Genomic DNA, 21,450 nt, shown 5'->3' with positions numbered 1-21,450 from the left:
TGGTGGTGACTTTTCGGATAAGCTTCGAGCTTCAGCTAGATCAACCCTAGAATCTTGTTATTTTTGTCGTCGTCAGGCTCGGATCCGGCGAAATCATCGAACGCTTTGTCGGTGACGCGAATAATCCACTGCTTGATCAAAGCCGCGCCTTCCGCCGCTCCAGCCTTCGGATGCTTAATGCAGCACTCCCACTCCAGCACTGCCCAGCCGGGATAGTCATACTGGGCCATCTTGCTGAAGATTGCCTTGAAGTCGATCTGCCCGTCTCCGAGCGAGCGGAAGCGCCCGGCGCGATCAATCCAATCTTGATAGCCCCCGTAAACCCCCGAGCGTCCGTTCGGCCTGAATTCCGCATCCTTCACGTGAAAAGCGCGCACTCTCTCGTGATAAATATCGAGGAACTCCAGATAGTCCAACTGCTGCAGGATCATGTGGCTTGGGTCGTACAAAATATTCGCGCGCTTGTGATCATCCACAACTTTCAGGAAACGCTCGAATGTCACGCCATCATGTAAATCCTCACCTGGATGAAGCTCGTAACAGACATCCACGCCAGCCTCGTCAAACACGTTGAGGATAGGAGCCCAGCGGCGGCCTAGTTCCTCAAAGGCCGCATCGATCAGACCGGCCGGCCGCTGCGGCCAAGGATAGAAATACGGCCACGCCAGGGCCCCTGAGAATGTGGCATGCGCGGTCAAGCCCAGCCTGCTGCTTGCCATCGCGGCCCACTCCAATTGCTGCACTGCCCAAGTTTGCTGTTCCTTCGGCCTGCCCTTCAATTCAGCCGGCGCAAATCCATCAAGCATGGGATCGTAGGCAGGATTACTCGCGATCAGTTGGCCCTGCAGATGTGTCGAAAGCTCCGTGAGTTTGAGCCCGGCGGCGTCCAGAATTCCAAGCACTTCCTCGCAATAGTCGCGACTCTCTGCTGCGAGCTTTAAATCAAACAGGCGCCGATCCCATGATGGAATCTGGACTCCGGCAAAGCCAAGCTGGGCTGCCCAGTGCGCCATTCCATCCAGAGAATTAAAGGGCGCTTGATTATCAGCAAACTGTGCCAGAAAAATTCCAGGACCTTTTATGGTCTTCATCGCTTGCTCCCCAATCGATCTTCATACTTCAAAACTCAACCCAGCTCTCGCGCTTGCTGCTGTCGATTGCACGGTCGATAAATCTCATTCCACGCACGCCGGCTTCAATCCCCGGCAGCGTCTTCGGTAACTCACCTTTGCCGTTCTGTTGCCACGCAAGCAGCGCATCGGCGAACTCACCATACAGCACGGCGAACGCTTCAAGATATCCTTCTGGATGACCGCCCGGCAATCTCGTTACCGCGCGCGCATCATTGCTCAAATAGTTGCCTGCCGCATGACGAATCTCCTCAGGAGAATCCAGCCACTTCACGTGCAGCCGGTTCGGATCTTCCTGCCGCCAGTCGAGCGATCCCTTTTCGCCGTACACGCGCAGTCTCAATCCGTTTCCCTCCCCCACTGCGATCTGAGAAGTCATCAGTACGGCTTGCGCATCGTTGTCCATGCGTAGCAGAGCCGTGCAGTCATCATCGAGTTTGCGTCCCTTTACCACTGAGAGCAGCGAAGCGTTCACTGCAACAACTTTCAGTCCTGTCACATACTCAGCAAGATGAAACGCATGCACGCCAATGTCGCCGATGCACCCGCCTAGCCCGCTCTGTGCAGGATCTGATCGCCACGACGCCTGCTTCTGCCCTGTTGCCTCAATCGGGTTTGTCAGCCATCCCTGCAGATACTCGACAGCAATCTTGCGAATTCTTCCCAGTTCGCCGCTGGAACAGATGGCACGCGCCTCGCGCACTAGCGCATAGCCGGCGTACGTGTGGGTCAGCCCATAAGGCAACCCGCTCTTGGCGACAGCCTTCTGCAGTTCCTCTGCTTCTCCGTAGGTGGCAGTGGCTGGCTTGTCGCTCATCACCGGAAACCCAGCTGCAAGCGATGCGATCGCAACCGGCAAGTGGAGATGGTTTGGAGTAACGATAGCGACGAAGTCGATGGGGTCCGGTCGCTTTCGCTCCGCCTCCAGCATCGACTTGTAGTCCGCATATGCCCTATCGGGCTGGATCTTGTAGGCCTCGCCGGCCAATTGCGAACGTTCCGCCGATTGCGAAAATGCGCCTGCAACGAGTTCGATCTTTCCATCCAGTTCGGCGGCCATGCGATGCACTGGGCCGATGAACGCGCCCGGCCCTCCTCCGACCATTCCCATGCGCAGTTTTCGCCGCCTAACCATTTTTGCCCCTCTGCGTTTAAATCAGTTTGTTTTCAGATTTTCGGCTGAACGGGACCACGCGTCAACCTTCCAGACCATCTCTATCCTGTATATCTGACAAACCAAGTGTATAAAGACGAATCCCGATGAATTCCCTCTCGGCTCATGACTATGGTCACGAACGATCGCGGAGAAATCGCAAATTCCCGCCAACTTTGGACATTCAACTGCTGGAGAGCTCCACCGGCTTCAACCCCGAAGCCAGGGTTCTCAGCAGAACAAGAGCCGCGAGATACGCCAGACCCGAATAAATAAATAACGGCACATAGCTCCCGGTGAATTGGAGAATATGACCTGCAACCTGAGCAAAAATAGCTCCCCCCAGTGCGCCCCCCACTTGTCCGAAGCTGACAACCGTTCCGACATACTCGGCTGGAAACATATCAGAGACGGTGGTGAAGATGTTGGCAGACCAGCCCTGATGCGCGCTGGTCGCCATACACAACAGTCCAACAGCAGTCCATATGGAGTGCAGGCCACCTGCGAATACGATCGGAACAACCAGGCATGCACAAGTCAGCATTGTTGCCAGGCGTGCGGCTTTCAATGACATTCCCAGCCGCACATATCCTTTCGGCAACCAGCCGCCAAAAACACTTCCAATTGTCGAGCAGACATACACCACGATCAGCGGCAACCCGATATGCGAAAGATCAAGTTTGAACTCTTTGCTGAAGTAGCCCGGCAGCCAGAATAGGTAGAACCACCAGACTGGGTCTGTGAGGAATTTACCTAGAACGAATCCCCAGGTTTGGCGGTATTTCAACAGCCGCCACCACGGAATCGCGAGTTCAGCTGATTTTTCGACCGCCTCACTCCGACTCGCAGACACCAATTCCAGCGGCTTGTGGTAACGAATTAACCACCATACAATCCAGGATGCACTGAAGACACCGGTGACGAGGAATGCAGCACGCCATCCAAAATGTAGTGCAACCCACGGCACCACGAAGGGTGCGAGTATTGCCCCAACGCCGGCGCCTGAGTTGAAGATGCCGGTTGCGAGGGCTCGCTCCTTTGGGGGAAACCACTCCGCTGTTGCTTTGATCGCCGCAGGAAAATTTCCGCTCTCACCCAGTCCCAGAAAGAAACGCGCCACTCCAAAGCCGAAGACCGACGTCACCAGGGCATGCCCCATCGCGGACAGGCTCCACACTGCCGTCACGATGGGATAACCGCGGCGGCAGCCCAGGCGGTCCACCAGGCGCCCAGCGAAAACTACTCCGAGGGCATAGGCGATCTGGAAACACCACACGATGTTTCCGTATTGAATCTCGTTCATGCTGATGGAGCGTTCTACCGTTGGCCATCCATGAAAGAACGGCTGCAGCTGAAGTGTTGCGCCCGCCAGCACCGGCTTCAGAATCGACAGAACCTGTCGGTCCATGTAGTTGATGGTCGTGGCCACGAATAGCATGGCGCAGATAGTCCATCGCCCCGGATGCGCCTGCACATCCCCCACTTGTTCCATCGTCTCGGTTGAGTTCGCCATCGCCTACCAGTCTGTCAGCGTACCGTCGAGTTTGCGATTCACAGGAAGATAAGCGCGCTGATACGGATACTTTGCAGCCAGCTTCTCATCCAGATCCACACCTAGACCCGGAGCATCGCCGGGATACATCATGCCGTCTCTGAATTTATAGCTATGCGGAAACACCGCGTCCGTCTCGTCAGTGTGCGGCATATGTTCCTGGATGCCGAAGTTGTGAACTGCGGTATCGAAGTGCAACGCCGCAGCCATTGTCACCGGCGAGAGGTCCGTCGCTCCATGAAATCCGGTGCGCACGTGATACATCGCCGCGAAGTCTGCGGTTTTCTTCAGGTGTGTAATTCCCCCGCCGTGCACAAGGGTCATGCGGAGATAATCGATCCACTGATTGCGGATTAATTCATGAGCATCCCAGACCGAGTTGAATACCTCGCCGACAGCAATGGGAGTAGTCGTATGTCCCCGAATAACTTTAAAGCCTTCCTGTAGCTCTGCGGGTGTAGGATCTTCCATCCAAAAGAGATGAAATGGCTCCAATTCCTTTCCCAGACGTCCTGCTTCGATCGGTGCGAGGCGATGGTGGCAATCGTGGAGCAGATGTAGCTCCTCGCCGAATTCTGCCCGCACACGCTCAAAGAGATTCGGTACATGGCGCAAATAAAGTTCGCTCGACCACTCGTACTCGTGCGGCAGTCCGCGCTCTGCCGGTTCGTAGCGCCCGGTACCTTTGGCTACGCCATATGTACTCGAAAGGCCTGGAATTCCGCTTTGAACACGAATGGCCTTGTATCCCAGGTCCTTATGTCTCGCTACATCCTCGAGTGCCGCGTCTACATCTTTGCCGTTGGCGTGCGCATACACCATGACGCCGTCGCGGCTTTTGCCGCCGAGCAGGTTGTAGACGGGTGTGTTCAGCGCTTTGCCCTTGATGTCCCACAGCGCGACGTCCACTGCCGCGATTGCCGTCATGGTGACTGGCCCACGTCGCCAATATGCTCCGCGATAGAGATACTGCCAGATGTCTTCAGTCTGGAATGGATCCCGGCCTATTATGCAAGGAATCACGTGGTCTGTTAGATAGGAAGCAACCGCCAGTTCACGGCCATTAAGCGTGCCGTCCCCCAACCCGTAAATTCCCTCGTCTGTCTCAATCTTCAGCGTGACGAAATTACGCCCCGGCGAAGCGATATTGACGGTTGCATTCGTAATTTTCACTGTCTTTTTGCTTTCCGCTGCCTTAGAGGATTTTCGCCATCACTCGAGGTTTTCCAGTCCGGGTTCTTTACTGGTTCACGCCGCTGGCCAGGAACCCGCCATCCACAGCCACGATCTCCCCCGTCACATACGACGCCGCCTCAGATGCCAGAAAAACAGCCGCTCCTGCAAGTTCGCTGGCCTTTCCAAACCTTCCCATTGGCACGCGCATGTGCAACTCCTCGCCGCGGGGAGTTCCCGTGATCAGTTTGGCATTCAAATCCGTTGGGAACATACCCGGCGCGATCGCATTCACATTTACTCCGGTCTTTGCCAACTCAACCGCCAGCACCTTCGTCAATGATCCAACCGCTGCCTTCGACGCTGAATATGCTGCGACCTGGAAGAAGCCGACAAACGTGGTCAGGGATGCAATATTAACGATCCGCCCGTAGCCCGCTTTCACCATCGTTCTCCCAAAAATCTGGCAAGCTCGCAACGTTCCTGTCAGATTTGTCTCGATAACACGCGACCAATCTTCCTCTGCAGTTTCCAGCGTCGGCGCTTTGTAGGTCACGCCCGCTGCATTCACAAGGATGTCCGCTTTGCCGAACTCCTGAATTACGGCATCATGCAGAGCCTGTAGCGATGAGCGGTCGAGCACATCACTCGTAACTCTCAGCGTGCGGCGTCCCAGGGCTTCAATTTCTGCCGCCGCCTTTTCCACCTGCTCTGCTCGGCGCGAACTCGGGACTACATCAGCTCCGGCCTCTGCCAATCCACGCGCAATAGCGTGTCCGATGCCTGTGGTCCCACCCGTTACGACTGCAACCCTGCCCGTCAAATCGAAAAGGCTCTGACTCATCCCAAACTTCCTCGCCTGACTCGAAGCTTCGCCGACGTCCCTCTTTGCCGCGTCAATTCGAGTCTTTTTCCTGACCCCCAAAATCTATCACGCGCACATCATTGCCCATTCCCGCGTTAGGAAGGCACCGTCTCCTCCAGCGGTATAGTGCCGCTCCCGGGCGTCTGCAATGCGTTACAGTTTCATTGGATTGATTATGGAACCTATTTCGCTTCCGGACTCGCCTCGTCGCTGGGATTGTCTCAGTCTTGGAGAAGTGATGCTGCGTCTTGACCCCGGCGAGGGTCGCGTTCACACAGCACGGCAATTCGCAGTTTGGGAGGGCGGCGGCGAATACAACGTGGCGCGTGGTCTACGCCGTTGCTTCGGCCTGCGCACAGCCGTTGCGACAGCACTCGCTGACAATGCCGTTGGGCGCCTCGTTGAGGATTGCATCCTCCAGGGCGGGGTGGACACTTCCGTTCTCCGCTGGGTTCCTTTTGACGGTGTGGGCCGCACCGTGCGCAACGGCCTGAACTTTACTGAGCGCGGATTTGGCTTGCGCGCAGCTGCTGGATGCAACGACCGCGGCCATACAGCCGTCAGCCAGGTTAAGCCAGGCGACTTTGATTGGGAATCTATATTCGGCCCCGGCAACGGCACTCGGTGGCTCCATACCGGGGGTATCTTTGCCGCGCTTTCAGCTTCGACGGCCGACGTAGCCGCCGAGGCGATGGACGAGGCCCGGCGCTTCGGAACCCCGGTTTCCTACGATTTGAACTATCGTGACTCGCTGTGGCGCTCCATCGGCGGGAAGTCCAAGGCGCAGGACGTGAACCGCGCACTGGTGCGCAAAGTCGATCTTCTCCTTGGCAACGAAGAGGATTTCACTGCCATGTTGGGCGTTCAGATCAAAGGCGTCAGCGAAGATTTCGACGAACTCCCCATCGCCGCTTATGAAGAGATGCTCCGCGAAGTTGCGGCTGCGTATCCGAATCTGAAGCTCATCGCCAGCACGTTGCGCACTGCCCCCACGGCAAGCCGCAACGCCTGGGGCGCAATCGCACTCTATGAGGACAAGATCATTCACGTGCCGCAACAGGAGATCGACATCCTTGATCGCGTGGGAGGCGGCGACAGCTTCGCCTCCGGACTCATCTACGGGATACTGGCTGGAAAGCCGATCGATTGGGCGGTTCGCTGCGGCGTAGCTCACGGCGCGCTGGCCATGACAACCCCGGGCGACACCAGCATGGCTACGCTGGCTGAAGTCGAGCGTGCCATGAAAGGCGGCAGCGCACGCATCGCTCGCTGACGTACTGATTCGCCAACTCTGCAATCGAGCGCAGATCGCCGATAACCACCTTTGCGAAGGAAGCAAGATGCCTGAAACCACACAGCAGATCATCGAACGCGTCGGACTCATCCCGGTGTTGCGTGCCAAGAATTCCAAACAGGCCCACGCTGTGGTGCAGGCGATGATCTCGGGCGGGGTCACTGTCGTTGAAGTCACCATGACGGTTCCCAATGCTGTCGAACTGCTGAGAGAGCTCAAGAGCGAATACGGCCCGAAGGGCCTTCTTCTGGGTTCGGGCACCGTCACAACCTCTTCTGAAGCGCAGGCCACCATCAACGCCGGTGCCGAGTTTGTCGTTAGCCCCAGCCTGCACCCTGAAGTGATCAGTACAACCAGAACCAACGGCAAGCTGTCGATTCCGGGTGCGCTCACGCCGACCGAGATCATTACGGCATGGCGGGCCGGCGCCGACTACGTCAAAATTTTTCCCTGCTCGGCGATGGGCGGAGCCAGTTATCTCAAGTCGGTGCTCGCGCCCTTCCCGTTCCTGAAGCTGATCCCTACCGGCGGCGTTACGCTTGAAACCGCTGCGAGTTTCATCCAGGCGGGAGCTCGCGCCTTGGGAGTCGGCAGCGATCTGGTCAACTTGGCCGCCATCGACGCCGGTCACGCCGAGATCATCACGGAAACAGCGCGCGCCTATCTCAAGGTTATTTCCGATCTTCGCGAAAAATCCTAATTCGAGCGGTAGACTGCTTTATTTCCCTGCGATTTTCGCGGCCTCGCGGAGATCTTCAACTATCGTGCGCATGTAGGTATCGCGATCTTCGTCTGTTTGGGCGCGCAAAATCGCCGACGGATGAAGCGTTGCAATAATCGGTGGCAATCCCAGAAGTTGCTGCACCTTCCCGTGTTCCTGCGTAATACGGAAGCTCGAACCGAGCAAGCTCTGTGCCGCCGTCGCACCGAGAGCCACAATGAGCTTGGGCTTCACGGTTTCCAACTCTGCGTCCAGCCACGGGCGGCAGGCGTTGATCTCCTTCATGGTCGGCTTCTTGTGTAGGCGCAGCTTGCCGCGAGGTTCCCACTTGAAATGCTTCACCGCATTTGTGACGTAAACTTTGCTGCGTTGGATCTCGGCTTCTTCGAGAGCCTTGTCAAGCAGCTTTCCCGCGGGCCCAACAAACGGGCGCCCCTGCTTGTCTTCCTGGTCGCCCGGTTGCTCGCCAATCATCATGATTGAGACCCTGGGCTTCGTCGACCCGCTGCGCGACTCGATTTCTCCGAACACCGCCTGCGTTGCTTCGCGATAGAGATCGCACCCTTCGCACTTCTGGATCGCCTCCGCAAGTACAGGCAGTGTGCGCTCCGACGGCACAAACGGAGCCGCACTCTCCTTCTTCTTTTTCGGTACCATGACCCGTTCCACCTGCACTTCTTAGATGCTGGCAGAATTCAGGGGACAGGTCCGCTCTGCTTTCTAAAGCTTGTACGCCTTCCTCACCAGCCCAACCGTCAGATCCTGCGCAAGTTCCATGGCCTCATCCTCGTCCAGCCGGTGATCCGCCACCATGCGCGCCAGCGAAGCCGCATCGGTCCGCCGTGCTACATCGTGCCGCGCCGGAATCGACAGAAACGCCCGCGTATCGTCGTTGAATCCTACGGTGTTGTAAAAGCCCGCCGTTTCCGTTACCAGTTCGCGAAACCGGAGCATCCCCTCGGGGCTGTCAAAGAACCACCAGGGCGGACCCAGACGAAGGCACGGATAGTGCCCCGCCAGAGGCGCCAGTTCCCTGCCGAATGTTGCCTCATCCAGCGTGAACAAGATCAACGTCAATCCCGCTTCATTACCAAATCGATCGAGTAGCGGCTTCAAGGCATGCACATAATCTGTAGGTCCCGGAATATCGGCGCCCATGTCGCGTCCGTAACGCGCATACAACTGGGCATTGTGGTTGCGCACCGACCCCGGATGAATCTGCATGACGAGCCCGTCTTCGAGGCTCATCCGAGCCATCTCTGTCAGCATCTGCGCGCGAAATACCTCATGGGCGGCGGTATTTAAATTCTCTCCGGCTTCTTCGACGTCAGAGATGACCGCAACAAAATTTGCTTCTGCATCCTGCTCGCTCAAGTCGAGGGTGCGTGCCGTTGGATGGCCATGATCGGTTGCGGTTGCCCCTAACGATTTGAAAAACTCTCGTCTTGACTGCAAGGCTCGAAGATATCCGCGCCAGGTGGCCGTATCCTCGCCGGTCAAGTTCCCTAGCGCCTGAATGTTCTTTCTGAAGCCCGGAAATGCCGGATCGACGACGGGATCAGGCCGGAATGTCGGTACGATTCGACCCTTCCAGCCAGATTGTTGAATCGCCTTGTGGTCCTCCAGCAAATCCAGCGGTGAATCCGTTGTTGCCAGCACCTCGATATTGAAGCGCTCAAACAGGGCGCGCGGGAGGAATTCCTTTGTCCGCAGCGTAGCCTCGATAGTCTCGTAATAGTGGTCTGCCGTTTTGGCTGAGAGCCGCTCCTTCAATCCAAACAGATTCTCAAATACATAATCCAGCCACAGGCGAGAAGGCGTGCCGCGAAACAGGTGGTAGTTGTCTGCGAAGATACGCCACACCTTGCGCGGATCCTTCACCGGCTTGTTGTTGATCTCCAGTTCTTCCAGAGAGATTCCCTGGCTGTACAACATGCGAAAAATATAGTGATCCGGCTGCACCAGCAGCGTGACGGGGTCTGGAAACGGTTCGTTGCGTGCGAACCATCCCGCCTGCGTGTGCCCGTGGGGACTCACGATCGGCAGGTCCTTTATCTCTGCATAGAGCCGCCTCGCGATTGCCCTCGTCTTCTCGTCTGCCGGAAATAGCCTGTCCTCGTGCAGCAGAGCCACTGCAGCCTCCTTTTATCTCGACCATCCAGTATCCTTCATCGGGGCACCGCGGGATATACTGCGGCTGCTTCTGTTTCAGTCGAATCTTGCCATGGAAACTTCGAGTACGATCTCAAATAAATCCTGCTTGACTCTCGTGAACTCGACTCTTCCGAGGGGCTCATGAGCCAACTTCGCATAGCTCTCCGCAATTATGCAGACTTTGAAAACGCCCTGGGAGAAGAGGCCGGCCTCTTCGAAGCGCTGCGCCCCGGCACGAAGGTCGAGCTGCACTCAGTTGGCATCCACGAACTCTACAATTCGGCAATCACCGACGGCGGCCTGCATGACGGCCGGTTCGATCTTGCCCTGCTTGTCACTGACTGGCTTGCTGAAGCCCATGCTGCCGAGGCTCTCGATGATCTGAATCTTTGGCAAAAGGCCACCCCGATTCGCGGCTGGCCCCAAGAGTGGCCGTGCTCGCTCGTGAAACCGCTGATCCTGGAAGATTGCTTGACATCACTACCGTGGCACGACGGCCCCGAGTGCCTTGTGTATCGCTCTGATCTCTTTTCTGATTCGAAGCATCAATCGGCTTTCCGCGCCAAGTTTTCCCGTGAACTGGCACCGCCCGCCACGTGGGAGGAGTTCGAGGAGACGGCCCGCTACTTTACCGATCCTTCTTCAGGCCGCTATGGAACCGTCTTCGCAGCGTTTCCCGACGGCCACAACACGCTGTATGACTTTGCCCTCCAGGTCTGGAGCCGTGGGGGTGAACTGACCGACGTGGCTGGGCGTCCCAATCTCATTGCGCCCCACGCATTGGACGCTCTCGAATTCTATCGCCGAGTGGTCCGGGACCCAGCAATCTGCCATCCCAAGTCTCCGCAACTTGACTCGACTCAATCCGGCGATCTGTTCCTTGCGGGCGAAGTGGCTATGATGGCGAATTGGTTTGGCTTCGCTGCACGTTCGGGTCGCGAAGGCTCGCCGCTTGCGGGGAAAGTTGCCATTGCGCCGATCCCGGCGGCAAATGGAACGTCGCCTGTCTCGCTGTCTGTCTTCTGGGCGTTAGCCATGGGAAAAGGTTCGAGACAGAAAGAGCTTGCCTGGGAGTTTCTTCGCTTTGTGGCCTCACCGGAACGCGATCTGGGAATCACACGCCACGGCGCGGTGGGAGTGCGTCTCTCGACCTGGCGTAACCCTGAACTGCAGGCCCGCAACCCCGTTTACAGCGAAGTTGAATCTATCTCGCTCGGGGCGCGCCAGCTTCCGACGGGACCGGGAATGGCGGCCTTCGCAGCGATCATCGACGACGTGATCTCCCGCTCTCTGACCACCGACGAACCCTCGGCGGCTATTCTTGAATCAGCGCAACGCGAGATCGACAGCAAAGGTATCCGCTTCCAATGACTCCTCTAACAGATTCGTCCACCGCGCGGGTGTTTGGCCTTGAGGGCCGCCATGCTCTCGTCACCGGGGGTGCCAGCGGTATTGGCGAAGCCACTGTGAAGGAACTGGTGCGCGCAGGCGCATTCGTGTGGATCGCCGATATCAATCTCTACGCAGCGGAGGAACTCGCCCAATCTGTGGGCAACTCGCGGGCACTGGACCTGGATGTCACCAACCCCGATTCGATCGCTGCTGCTGTCTCGCAGATCGGTCGGCTCGACATCCTTGTCAATAACGCAGGAATCGGCCACGTTGGGTCAATTGAACAAACCGAAGCCCAGGATTTCGATCGGCTGTTGAATGTCAACGTCCGCGCAGTTTATCTAGTCACCCGCTCCTTTCTCCCACTTCTGCTTTCCGCCGTTGAATCTTCTGGCGTGGTCGGCACAATCGTAAACATCGCGTCAGTCGCCGGCCTTGTTGGCATCAAGCAACGATTTGCTTACTGCACCACCAAGGGCGCGGTGGTGGCCATGACGCGTCAGCTGGCGGTCGAATACGCCAAGACGCTGCGTGTGAACGCGATCTGCCCCGGCACTGTTGAGACGCCATTTGTCGAGGGCTATCTCGAAAAATTCCACAAGCACAATAAGGAAGAAGTGCGTGCCGATCTTCGGGCGCGCCAGCCTATCGGCCGCCTCGGACGCCCGGATGAGGTTGCCTCCATGGTCCGCTATCTCGCCTCTGACGAAGCCGCTTTTATCACCGGCTCGCTCTTCAACATTGACGGTGGCTGGACAGCTGCATGAAGTGGATCGAGGAGCGGCCGAAGCAAAGAAGTTCCTAAATTTTGCACTGGGAGATTGCCCATGAAACTTGTGTCATTTTCTACGGATAGCGGACCCACTCGCCCAGGAATTCTTTTAGATGACACGAAGACCATCCTCGATCTCAGCCCGAGCGGCTTTTCTTCAACACTGGATGTGATCGCGCGCGGGAATGTGAGCACTCTCGCCGCCAGCCGCATGAGCCTGGAAGGTGCGACGATTCATGCGCCACTCGCAAACCCGCCGCGCATCTTTGCTATCGGTCTTAACTACCGCGACCACGCCAAGGAATCCGGCATGGAGATCCCCACTACGCCGGTCGTCTTCTTCAAGCTGCCGACCGCGATCGTAGGACCCGGCGAAGCCATCGTTCTTCCCAAGAACTCCACACAGCCTGACTACGAAGCCGAATTCGCGTTTGTTATCGGCAAGGGCGGCTATCGCATTGCAGCTTCCGATTGGCGGGATCACGTGTATGGATACACGATCGTTAACGATGTGAGCGCCCGCGATGTACAGTTCTCAAGTACGCAGTGGTCGATGAGCAAGTGTTTTCCAACTTTTTGTCCGCTCGGCCCAGCGATTGTCACCGCGGACGAAATTGCAGATCCGCACGCGCTCGACATCCGACTCTCGATCGACGGCGAGGTCTTGCAGCACTCCAACACGCGCGAACTGGTCTTCAAGATTCCGGAGCTGATCGAATATCTTTCGTCGATCACGCCGCTGATGCCGGGCGATATTGTCTCCACGGGCACTCCTCCAGGTGTCGGACTGGGACGCAACCCCAAGCGTTGGCTCAAGCCGGGGGAGACCGTCACCATCACGATTGAAGGCCTCGGCTCGCTCACTAACCCCGTCGTCGCAGAAGAATAAGCTCGGACGACGCTTGCGGGATATTCTTGAGGAGTCATGGAACTCATCGGACTTTCCTTCATTGGCTCACAACGCGGCTCGCGCGATGGCGCGAGCTTTCAAGCCTTTGCGCCCCAATCCGGCGATCCACTGCAGCCGGTTTTTCGCGCGGCAACACCCCAGGAACTGGAGCGCGCGGCTCAGCTTGCACATGAAGCATTTGCGAGCTACGCGCAGACCAGCGGCAAGACCCGCGCCGCATTCCTGCGCGGCATTGCCGATGGCTTTGAAACTCACAGGGACGAGCTTGCGCAGCGTGCGCATCATGAAACCGCGCTCCCAATCCCGCGTCTTACCGGCGAAGTAGGGCGCACCGCCAACCAGCTTCGTATGTTCGCAGGGGTGGTGGAAGAAGGTTCCTGGGTCCAGGCCCGCATCGATCCGGCACTCCCCGATCGCCAGCCTCTTCCTCGTCCTGATATCCGGTCCATGCTCCGCCCGCTCGGACCCGTCGCGGTATTCGGCGCCAGCAACTTCCCTCTCGCGTTTTCAGTAGGAGGCGGAGACACCGCCTCGACGCTTGCTGCAGGTTGCCCCATCATCGTCAAGGCTCACCCTGCGCATCCTGGAACCTCAGAACTGGCGGCAGCCATCATCCGCCGCGCTGTTACAGAGCACGATCTGCATCCCGGCGTTTTCTCGATGCTCTTCGATTCCGGCACAGAGATTGGCTCGGCGCTGGTTAAGCATCCGCTCATACGAGCCGTGGCTTTTACAGGGTCTTTACGGGCTGGTCGGGCTTTGATGGATCTTGCGGCAGCGCGTCCTGATCCCATTCCCTGCTTTACGGAAATGTCGAGCGGCAATCCCGTCTTCATCCTTCCCGGCGCGCTGCGCAAAGGCCCCGCCGCGCTGGCGCAAAGTCTTTTTGGATCGTTCACACTCGGAGCGGGGCAGTTCTGCACCAAGCCGGGAATTGTTTTTGTTTCTGATTCAGCACAGAGCACCACTTTTCTCGATGAGCTCAAGTCCCTGGTCGAACAGGCGCAGCCATTCACGCTACTTACCGAGGGAATCGCGCGCGAATACGGCCGGGCCACTGAATCCCGGGCAGAACAGACCCCACTTGCCGCAGAGGCACATATGCTGGCCGAAGGCCGGAAGTTCGCGGCATTTCACGCGCAGGCAAAACTGTTCACCGTTTGCCTCGATAAACTTGTAGGTCAGCCCGAGATGGCCGACGAAATCTTCGGCCCTGACACTCTCCTCGTCAGCTGCGATTCGACGCAGGACTACTTGCGGGCCGCGCGTTCTCTCTCTGGCCATCTCACCGCGACGATTCTTGGCGATGATGAAGACCTTGCAGCCAATCGCGAGTTGATTCATATCCTCGAACAGAAAGCTGGCCGCGTCATTTTCAACGGATTTCCTACAGGTGTTGAAGTAACGCATGCGATGGTGCACGGCGGCCCGTATCCATCCACTTCCGATCCTCGCTTCACATCCGTTGGCAGCCTTGCGATCTATCGCTTTGCGCGCCCTGTCTGCTTCCAGAATTTTCCGCAGGCGCTGTTGCCTGCGGAATTGCAGGACGAAAACCCGCTCGGCATCCGCCGACTGCGCGACGGCAAGCCTGAATAGTGAGTCGCACGGTTGATCTAGCGTCAGGGCACAAATTCAGACCCAGAGAGTCTTCAATCTTTTGGACTTTTTCGGGATCTACGGTGATTCACCCGCAATCCGAATATCCTCCCCATGCGCCGCAATGCCGACACCGAAATAGATAAGCTGTGGGACCGCAGTTGATGTCCAAGCGGTTGAAATAGCGTTCCCATTCCTCGTCGTCGTAGCCGAACTCCGATTTAATGGCAGCATAGGCAGCTCGGTCCAACTTCTCTAGTTCCTGCTTTCCAGCGCATCCGAGGAAGATGGCGGCATCTCCGCAGTGCGTGAACCATCGCTCCTGTTGCCATCCGTTGAAAGATGGAGTGCAAAAGCAGATTTCATCTACAACCGACGTCGGAGCAGTCTCCCAGTCCCCATACCCTCCGACGCCAGGAGGATCTACAAATTCGGCACCGAACAAACGGTGTGCCGAGCCATCGGCGATGCACCATGGGCAGATTTGCTCATCAATGTCAGCCTCACTATAGGTCGGTCCGACATAGATCCAACCCATTGACCTCTTACAAACGCAACACTCAACACTCGACGGGATGATTGATCCGGTCCCGACCGGGTCTGGGTGGTACCTAAATTCCGGCAACGCCGTTACGACAACTTCTGGCATTTCCCAAGAGTAAATCACTTAAAGGAGGATCACTTGAGGGCCTCCACTCAACCCCCAAAGTAGTTTCGACCGAGTGGTGGGCTCGGCAGCGACATTCTCGTCACCTGCCTTTCTTGGCCGACCAAATCGGTCGCACTTTCAGCGTCGAATTTCATGCAAACTTTTTGCGGAAAACTGCAAATATTGGAGAGGGGGTGGGGGTACCCCTTCTGCCTATTGCAGCGGGCCGCAGTTCGGATGCTCTGCAGCTCTGAAATCATTGTGCCTCAAATGAAGAGAATTACCTGCAAAACTGCTCGGTGATTTTAGCGTTTGGATGCAGTGCTTTAGAGAGGGAATGACAAGAAGCGGACTTGACATGGATGAAGCCGACGGACTTACAACACCTTCGCCAGCCATTGGCCCGTATGCGAATGCAGATTGCCGGCGACTTCTTCCGGTGTTCCTTGGGCTACGATGTGTCCGCCACCCTCGCCGCCTTCCGGTCCAAGGTCAATCACCCAGTCTGCGCTTTTGATCACATCAAGATTGTGCTCGATCACGATCAGTGATCCGCCGCCATCAATCAGCTTGCGGAACGCCGTCAACAATTTGGATACATCATCGAAGTGCAATCCAGTCGTCGGCTCGTCGAGGATGTAGAGCACACGGCTGGCCTGGGATGGCTTGGCATTCGCATTGGCGGCGCGCACCTGCGAAAGATGTGCTGCCAGCTTTACGCGTTGCGCTTCGCCGCCTGAGAGTGTGGTAGCCGACTGACCGAGGCGCAGATAGCCGAGGCCAATCTCATCGAGCACCGCAAGCTTCTCGAGCAGGCGCGTCTGTCCCGTGAAGAATCGCAGCGCCTCCTTCACCGTCATCTGCAAAACTTCGTGGATATTTTTGCCCTTGTAGCGCACATCGAGAATTTTGGCCTGATAGCGCGTGCCGTTGCAGTCTTCGCATGGCAGTTCCACGTCGGCGAGAAACTGCATCTCCACCGTCACTGTGCCATCGCCTTCGCAGGTATTGCAGCGTCCACCGGGTACATTGAATGAGAAGTGTCCTGGTGTCAATGAAAGCCGCTTGGCATCCGGCTGCGATGCAAAGAGTTCGCGGACAAGGTCGAAGCCCTTGATGTAAGTGATCGGATTGGAACGCGGCGTCCTTCCAATCGGCGTTTGGTCGACGAGAATCACATCGTTCAGCCGCTCCACGCCCGTCAACGACTTGAACACTGCCGAAGGATCGCCACCGTCGGTCTGCCCCAGCGCATGCGCCACGGCGCGATACAGAACCTGGTGCACCAGAGTCGACTTGCCCGAGCCCGAGACACCGGTAATAGCGACTAGCATTCCGAGCGGAATCTCCACATTCAGCCCGTGCAGATTGTTGGCTTCGGCTCCTTTCAGCACCAGTTTTTCGCGTCCCGGAGCGCGGCGTCGTGTTGGCACCGGTATCGAAATCTTTCCGGAGAGGTACTTCCCTGTCAGCGAATTTGGATTCGCTTCAATCTCCGCGAGCACGCCTTCAGCAAGCAGCCTGCCGCCAAACTCACCGGCGCCCGGTCCCAGGTCAAGCAGATGATCTGCCGCGCGAAGGACGTCTGCATCGTGTTCGACGACTACGATGGTATTACCGAGGTCGCGCAGTTTTTCGAGAATCCGGATTAACCGCGCCGTATCCCGCGTGTGCAATCCAATAGACGGCTCATCCAATACGTACAGGGTTCCGACGAGTTGCGAGCCTAGCGAGGTCGCGAGTTGAATTCGTTGCGCTTCGCCGCCGGATAAGGTCGATGCCAAACGATCCAGCGTCAGATATTCCAATCCCACTGCATCGAGAAAACTTAGCCGCTGCTGCACCTCTTCCAGAATTGGCCCGGCGATCTCCTCCTGCATCGGCGACAATTTCAGCGATCCAAAAAACTCCTTGGCTTTCGCGATGGTCAGCGCTGCCGCCTGGCAGATATTCAATCCGTTAATTCGTACGGCACGAGCCTCCGCACGCAGCCGCTGTCCCCGGCATTCCGGACATTCCGCGTATCCACGATACTTGCTCAGCATCACGCGCACGTGAAGCTTGTACTTCTTGCGCTCCATCTGCGCGAAGAATCCGTGAATGCCCTCGAACTTTCCGTTTCCCCTTAGAACAATCTCGCGTGCTGCTTCGCGCATCTCACGCCACGGCACGTCCATGGGAACGCCCAGCGCGCTTGCCTGCTTCTTGAGATCGGTAAACCATGTCCGGTACTTCGGTCGGTTCCACGGATCGATCGCGCCATCATTCAGGCTCAGGCCCTTGTCTGGAATGACGAGGTTCAAATCGTAATCAACGGTGTTCCCGAATCCCTGGCAGCGCGGGCAGGCACCAAAGGGATTGTTGAAGCTGAAGAGGCGCGGTTCAGGTTCTTTTCCGGGACGATGACAGCTTTTGCACTCGTACTCGCCCGAAAATCTGTGACGCTTGCGCACCGCCCCTTCATCGCGTGGAACTTCTTCGAAGATAACCTCGCCACTTTCTCTGTAGGCAATCTCCGCAGCGTCTACGATGCGCGCGCGATTTTCCGCGCTGACTACAATCCGGTCCAGGAGAACGAACAGCGGCGCCGTGAAATCAACTTCCAGCAGCGATTCGGGTGTGGAGAACTCGAAAATCTGACTGTTCTGGTACAGGCGGTTAAAGCCAGATCCGCGCAGTTCCACTAGCCGCGCTTTCAGACCTTCGCTCATCGGCTGCAGTACTGCCGTCTTCTCTGCCGCGTTTCCACTTGCCTTGGCGGCTGACTTTGCGGCGCGCTTCGTCGTCTTTGCTGGCTCTGGCGAAGGCATCTCGTGGCGCACTGGAAACAATGCGTTGAGCCGAGTACCTTCGCCTAGCGCCAGAATCCCCTCTGCAACCTCATCCATGGAGTCGCGCTTTACGAGGCCGTCGCAGTAAATGCAGTGCACTTCTCCGGCGCGGGCGTACAGCAGCCGCAGGTAGTCGTAGATCTCGGTTGCCGTGGCCACCGTCGAGCGCGGATTCCTCGTGGTGTTCTTCTGCTTGATCGCAATTGCGGGAGCCAGCCCGTCGATCTCGTCCACGTCGGGCTTTTCAATGCGCTCAAGAAACTGACGGGCATACGCCGACAGGGATTCGACATAACGCCGCTGTCCTTCGGCATAGATGGTGTCAAAGGCAAGCGAGCTCTTGCCCGAGCCCGAAACGCCGCTAACGACCGTCAGCTTACCGTGAGGAATCTCGCAGGAGATGTTTTTTAGATTGTGTGTCCGCGCGCCGCGGATGACGATCGCGTCGTTCGATGAAGTCAATGAAAAACACCGGGAAGAAGAATGTTCCGGCAGCAACACAGTCGCCTCAGAGAGGCTCAGAGCGCAACCAGCCATTCTTCATTATAAGGCGCAGAGCTGACGCGTCATTCGCGAGCGCAGCCCACGTCTCAGACCATTTTGATGGCCCCGATATTTTCCTGCCTGAAAAGAAGAAAGTTGAAGCGCGCCACCGGCTGAACCCCAATTTCAGCATCCCGGCTTGCATTCGATCCCGGGCAGGGCGCGCACACACAAGAGAAGCACCTGCGTTTACCGCAGCAGAATCCTAGGCAGCTAAAGCCGATCCCGCTCGGGCAGAGGCCGCTGCGAGAGTTGGCAAGGAGGAATACTCCGAAGAAATCATGTTTTCATCCCGGTTCAGGATGGTCGAAAGGTTCATTAGAACTTCAGACGCGCATGCGGGGCATTGATTCGCGTTGTTCCCAATCGAGTTGCAATCCTGGCACAAATACGCGCTACTCAGCGGAAAGTGTTGGAGCATCAGGTACGACGCCACATCGCCAGATCGTCTTGAAGCGGAGGGAAGCATATTGTCACCTGGTGTTCAAAAATTTGCTTGGTCGAACAGCACCTTGCATTGTTGTTGCTGTTAGAAAGGATGCCTCAGAATGGGTCGAAGATGCTTCGCCCATTGGTGATTCCAAGCTCACGAAAGTGGAATTTTCTGGGTTACTACTCCCATCGCACGAGTTACTTAAGGACATGCGACCTTTGTGTTTTCCAGTTCCCCCGAAGGTGCTATCCGGGACGGCAAATCCAACCAAAAGGCCAGCTTAGAGGACAATATTTTGTCGAGCAGAATGTGATGCGATCCAGAAAATTGCGCCGCGGGGTAACCTATGAGCCCGCGGCGGCGTTGAGTGGGTACTCTACTTGGTAAACGGCTGTTGCTGGTCGTCGACCTCGTGTTCCCGTTCGGCAGCCTTATGGGCTAGCTTGTTTGCTTCGCGCTCCATTCTTTCCTTTTCGCTGGGAACGCCCTTGATACGCTCGTCCAGGTTGGTTGGCTGTGGACGCTCAGGAATATTCGAACTTGATTCATTCGCCATAGGTATTCACGCTCCAGGCAATTTCGATGCAACGCTCCTTCGGGGCGGATGCATGGGATTGCGAATCCTTCACTCGACTTCAACCGCACTCAAACAAGGCGATTGGTCGCCGCCACGCGACCGTACCAAAGCCCGGAATCCTTGATCGTGCGCTTCTGATCGCGATAGTCGACGTAGATAAGGCCGTAGCGTTCGGTATGGCCGTTTCCCCACTCGAAGTTGTCGATCAGGCTCCAGGCATGGAACGAGCGAACGCGGGCTCCGTCGGCAATTGCGCGCGAAAGCTCAGCAAGCTCCTGACGGAACCACTCGATGCGGCGCGCATCGGGCACTCGGCCATTTTCCTTCTCGTAGGGCGCGTCGAGGTAGCCGCAGCCGCTCTCCGTAATTTCAATGATGGGATGGTCGTACTCGCGCGAGATCTGAGTTACAAGGTCATACATGCCGCGAGGCCACACCTCCAGTCCTGATTCAGTGAGTGGACCCTCAGTAGGCATTTCAGCCCGGAAGCGCGTGTACGGATCGCGTCCTGTTGCGGGATCGGCCTCAATCTCGGTGCCGCTGAAACCTCCGCCGCTGAACGTCTGCGCGTGGCTCGCGTCGGAGACGATGCGCCGAGTGTAGTAGTGGAAACCGACCCAGTCGAGCGGAGCATGCATGATCTTCTCGTCTCCGGGCCTGACCCCCATGCGGTCAAATGGAGGCTCCCCCACGAACGCCTTCGGATAGCTTCCTTTCATTGCGGCTTCGAGAAAAAAAACATTGTTCATGGCGTGATAGCGGGCGGCCGCTGCTTTGTCAGCCTCGGAATCGGTCTTGGGATATGCCGGGCACATGCCATACGCGCTCCCCACGGTGGCCTTTGAAGAGGCTGCCTTGATGGAGCGGAGCGCCTGTGCTTGTGCGAGCGCGAGAGTGTGCGCCGCTTTGAGGAAGTCGTCGAAGTTGGCACGGCAGGGCGCCAAAGCTCCTACGCCATATCCCATGTAAGCAACCGACCAGGGCATGTTGAAGGGCGCCCAGATGGTGATGCGATCTCCGAGATGCTTGGCGAGGATGCCGGCGTAGTCGGCATAATACCCGGCAAGGTCGCGATTGGGCCATCCTCCCTTCTCTTCCAACGCCTGCGGCAGATCCCAGTGATAGATGGTGCAAAACGGACGGAGGCCTTGCTCGAGCATGGTGTCGAGGAACTTGCTGTAATGATCGATCCCCTTCATGTTCGGTGCGCCGGTTCCTGTGGGCTGGATCCGCGGCCACGAGATAGAGAAGCGATAGCTCTTCTGATTGAGGCGCTTCGCCAGCGCCATGTCCTGCGCATAAAGATGGTATTGATCGCACGCGACGTCTGCGGTTGTCCCGCCCTTCACCTTGCCGGGAGTATGCGTGAATCGATCCCAGATCGACTCGCCTTTGCCGTCCTCTTTCCATGCACCCTCAACCTGGAAGGCGGCTGTAGCTGTGCCCCAGAGGAACCCTTCGGGAAATCGCGCGGCCGCGATCTGAGCTTGAGGCACAGCCCCAGGTGTTTCTAGCGCTTCCTGCATCAGCGACCCCTCGGGGATGGCGGTTGCTCGCGCAATTCCGCGACCGGCCAGCACCGCGCCACCTGCAGCGGCCAGCGAAGTGCCCAAGAAACGACGGCGATTCATAGAGTGCTCCTCCAAGTCGCCCAACGTAACATCCGCAACACGCTTAGTCAATCGTTTGACTAAAACTGTCG

At 57.3% G+C, this 21,450-nt stretch carries 17 protein-coding genes; 6 read left to right on the top strand and 11 right to left on the bottom strand.

Annotation, left to right across the window (positions count from 1 at the left end):
* Window positions 1–35: 35 nt before the first annotated feature.
* The 5 genes from P8935_RS15645 to P8935_RS15625 form a co-directional block, all read right to left on the bottom strand.
* Entirely contained in the window at window positions 36–1,091 is a 1,056-nt protein-coding gene (locus tag P8935_RS15645) for a sugar phosphate isomerase/epimerase family protein (RefSeq protein WP_348261229.1), read from the bottom strand.
* A 28-nt stretch (window positions 1,092–1,119) separates the two neighbouring features.
* On the bottom strand, window positions 1,120–2,265 hold the full coding sequence (locus P8935_RS15640; RefSeq protein WP_348261228.1) for a Gfo/Idh/MocA family oxidoreductase: 1,146 nt from the start codon (window positions 2,263–2,265) through the stop codon (window positions 1,120–1,122).
* A gap of 202 nt (window positions 2,266–2,467) precedes the next feature.
* The gene (locus P8935_RS15635; protein ID WP_348261227.1) at window positions 2,468–3,796 is read right to left on the bottom strand and encodes an MFS transporter; all 1,329 of its coding nucleotides are present in this window, start codon (window positions 3,794–3,796) and stop codon (window positions 2,468–2,470) included.
* Between the two features lie 3 nt (window positions 3,797–3,799).
* Window positions 3,800–5,008, bottom strand: coding sequence for a D-mannonate dehydratase ManD (manD, locus tag P8935_RS15630; protein WP_348261226.1), 1,209 nt, complete (start codon window positions 5,006–5,008; stop codon window positions 3,800–3,802).
* Between the two features lie 67 nt (window positions 5,009–5,075).
* Entirely contained in the window at window positions 5,076–5,852 is a 777-nt protein-coding gene (locus P8935_RS15625; protein WP_348261225.1) for a glucose 1-dehydrogenase, read from the bottom strand.
* Between the two features lie 259 nt (window positions 5,853–6,111).
* Here P8935_RS15625 and P8935_RS15620 point away from each other — a divergent pair, with 259 nt between their 5' ends.
* Together P8935_RS15620 and P8935_RS15615 are read left to right on the top strand one after the other, a co-directional pair.
* Window positions 6,112–7,146, top strand: coding sequence for a sugar kinase (locus P8935_RS15620; RefSeq protein WP_348261224.1), 1,035 nt, complete (start codon window positions 6,112–6,114; stop codon window positions 7,144–7,146).
* Window positions 7,147–7,213: 67 nt separating this feature from the next.
* A complete protein-coding gene (locus P8935_RS15615) occupies window positions 7,214–7,867 on the top strand; it encodes a bifunctional 4-hydroxy-2-oxoglutarate aldolase/2-dehydro-3-deoxy-phosphogluconate aldolase (RefSeq protein ID WP_348261223.1) in 654 nt (217 codons plus the stop codon).
* Between the two features lie 18 nt (window positions 7,868–7,885).
* On the opposite strand, the gene P8935_RS15610 is transcribed toward P8935_RS15615, so the two are convergent.
* Together P8935_RS15610 and uxaC are read right to left on the bottom strand one after the other, a co-directional pair.
* Window positions 7,886–8,545 (bottom strand): UdgX family uracil-DNA binding protein, encoded by a 660-nt coding sequence (locus P8935_RS15610; RefSeq protein ID WP_348261222.1) that lies wholly within the window; start codon window positions 8,543–8,545, stop codon window positions 7,886–7,888.
* Window positions 8,546–8,608: 63 nt separating this feature from the next.
* A complete protein-coding gene (gene uxaC / locus P8935_RS15605; protein ID WP_348265345.1) occupies window positions 8,609–10,015 on the bottom strand; it encodes a glucuronate isomerase in 1,407 nt (468 codons plus the stop codon).
* A gap of 168 nt (window positions 10,016–10,183) precedes the next feature.
* On the opposite strand from uxaC, the gene P8935_RS15600 reads away from it, so the two are divergent.
* The 4 genes from P8935_RS15600 to P8935_RS15585 are packed head-to-tail and all read left to right on the top strand — an operon-like array spanning window position 10,184 to window position 14,715.
* The gene (locus tag P8935_RS15600; protein WP_348261221.1) at window positions 10,184–11,413 is read left to right on the top strand and encodes an extracellular solute-binding protein; all 1,230 of its coding nucleotides are present in this window, start codon (window positions 10,184–10,186) and stop codon (window positions 11,411–11,413) included.
* Entirely contained in the window at window positions 11,410–12,201 is a 792-nt protein-coding gene (locus tag P8935_RS15595) for an SDR family oxidoreductase (RefSeq protein ID WP_348261220.1), read from the top strand. The genes P8935_RS15600 and P8935_RS15595 overlap by 4 nt, the downstream gene beginning before the upstream one ends.
* 60 nt (window positions 12,202–12,261) lie before the next feature.
* Window positions 12,262–13,095, top strand: a complete 834-nt coding sequence (locus P8935_RS15590) for a fumarylacetoacetate hydrolase family protein (protein ID WP_348261219.1) — start codon at window positions 12,262–12,264, stop codon at window positions 13,093–13,095.
* 36 nt (window positions 13,096–13,131) lie between these two features.
* Window positions 13,132–14,715 carry an aldehyde dehydrogenase (NADP(+)) gene (locus P8935_RS15585; RefSeq protein ID WP_348261218.1) on the top strand — a complete coding sequence of 528 codons (1,584 nt, stop codon included), beginning with the start codon at window positions 13,132–13,134 and terminating at the stop codon, window positions 14,713–14,715.
* An 88-nt stretch (window positions 14,716–14,803) separates the two neighbouring features.
* Here P8935_RS15585 and P8935_RS15580 read toward each other — a convergent pair whose 3' ends face one another.
* The 4 genes from P8935_RS15580 to P8935_RS15565 all read right to left on the bottom strand — a co-directional run bounded on the left by P8935_RS15580 (window position 14,804) and on the right by P8935_RS15565 (window position 21,379).
* Window positions 14,804–15,364 carry a CbrC family protein gene (locus P8935_RS15580; protein ID WP_348261217.1) on the bottom strand — a complete coding sequence of 187 codons (561 nt, stop codon included), beginning with the start codon at window positions 15,362–15,364 and terminating at the stop codon, window positions 14,804–14,806.
* Window positions 15,365–15,741: 377 nt separating this feature from the next.
* Window positions 15,742–18,657 (bottom strand): excinuclease ABC subunit UvrA, encoded by a 2,916-nt coding sequence (gene uvrA, locus P8935_RS15575; protein ID WP_348261216.1) that lies wholly within the window; start codon window positions 18,655–18,657, stop codon window positions 15,742–15,744.
* 890 nt (window positions 18,658–19,547) lie between these two features.
* The gene (locus P8935_RS15570; RefSeq protein ID WP_348261215.1) at window positions 19,548–19,727 is read right to left on the bottom strand and encodes a hypothetical protein; all 180 of its coding nucleotides are present in this window, start codon (window positions 19,725–19,727) and stop codon (window positions 19,548–19,550) included.
* An 89-nt stretch (window positions 19,728–19,816) separates the two neighbouring features.
* Window positions 19,817–21,379: a family 1 glycosylhydrolase gene (locus P8935_RS15565; RefSeq protein ID WP_348261214.1), complete on the bottom strand. Its 1,563-nt coding sequence runs from the start codon at window positions 21,377–21,379 to the stop codon at window positions 19,817–19,819.
* Window positions 21,380–21,450 lie beyond the last annotated feature (71 nt).

The sequence above is a fragment of the Telmatobacter sp. DSM 110680 genome (assembly GCF_039994875.1).
Classification (GTDB): Bacteria; Acidobacteriota; Terriglobia; order Terriglobales; family Acidobacteriaceae; genus Telmatobacter.
Note: the sequence above shows the minus strand (reverse complement) of the source record. Positions and strands in the feature narration are given on the sequence as shown.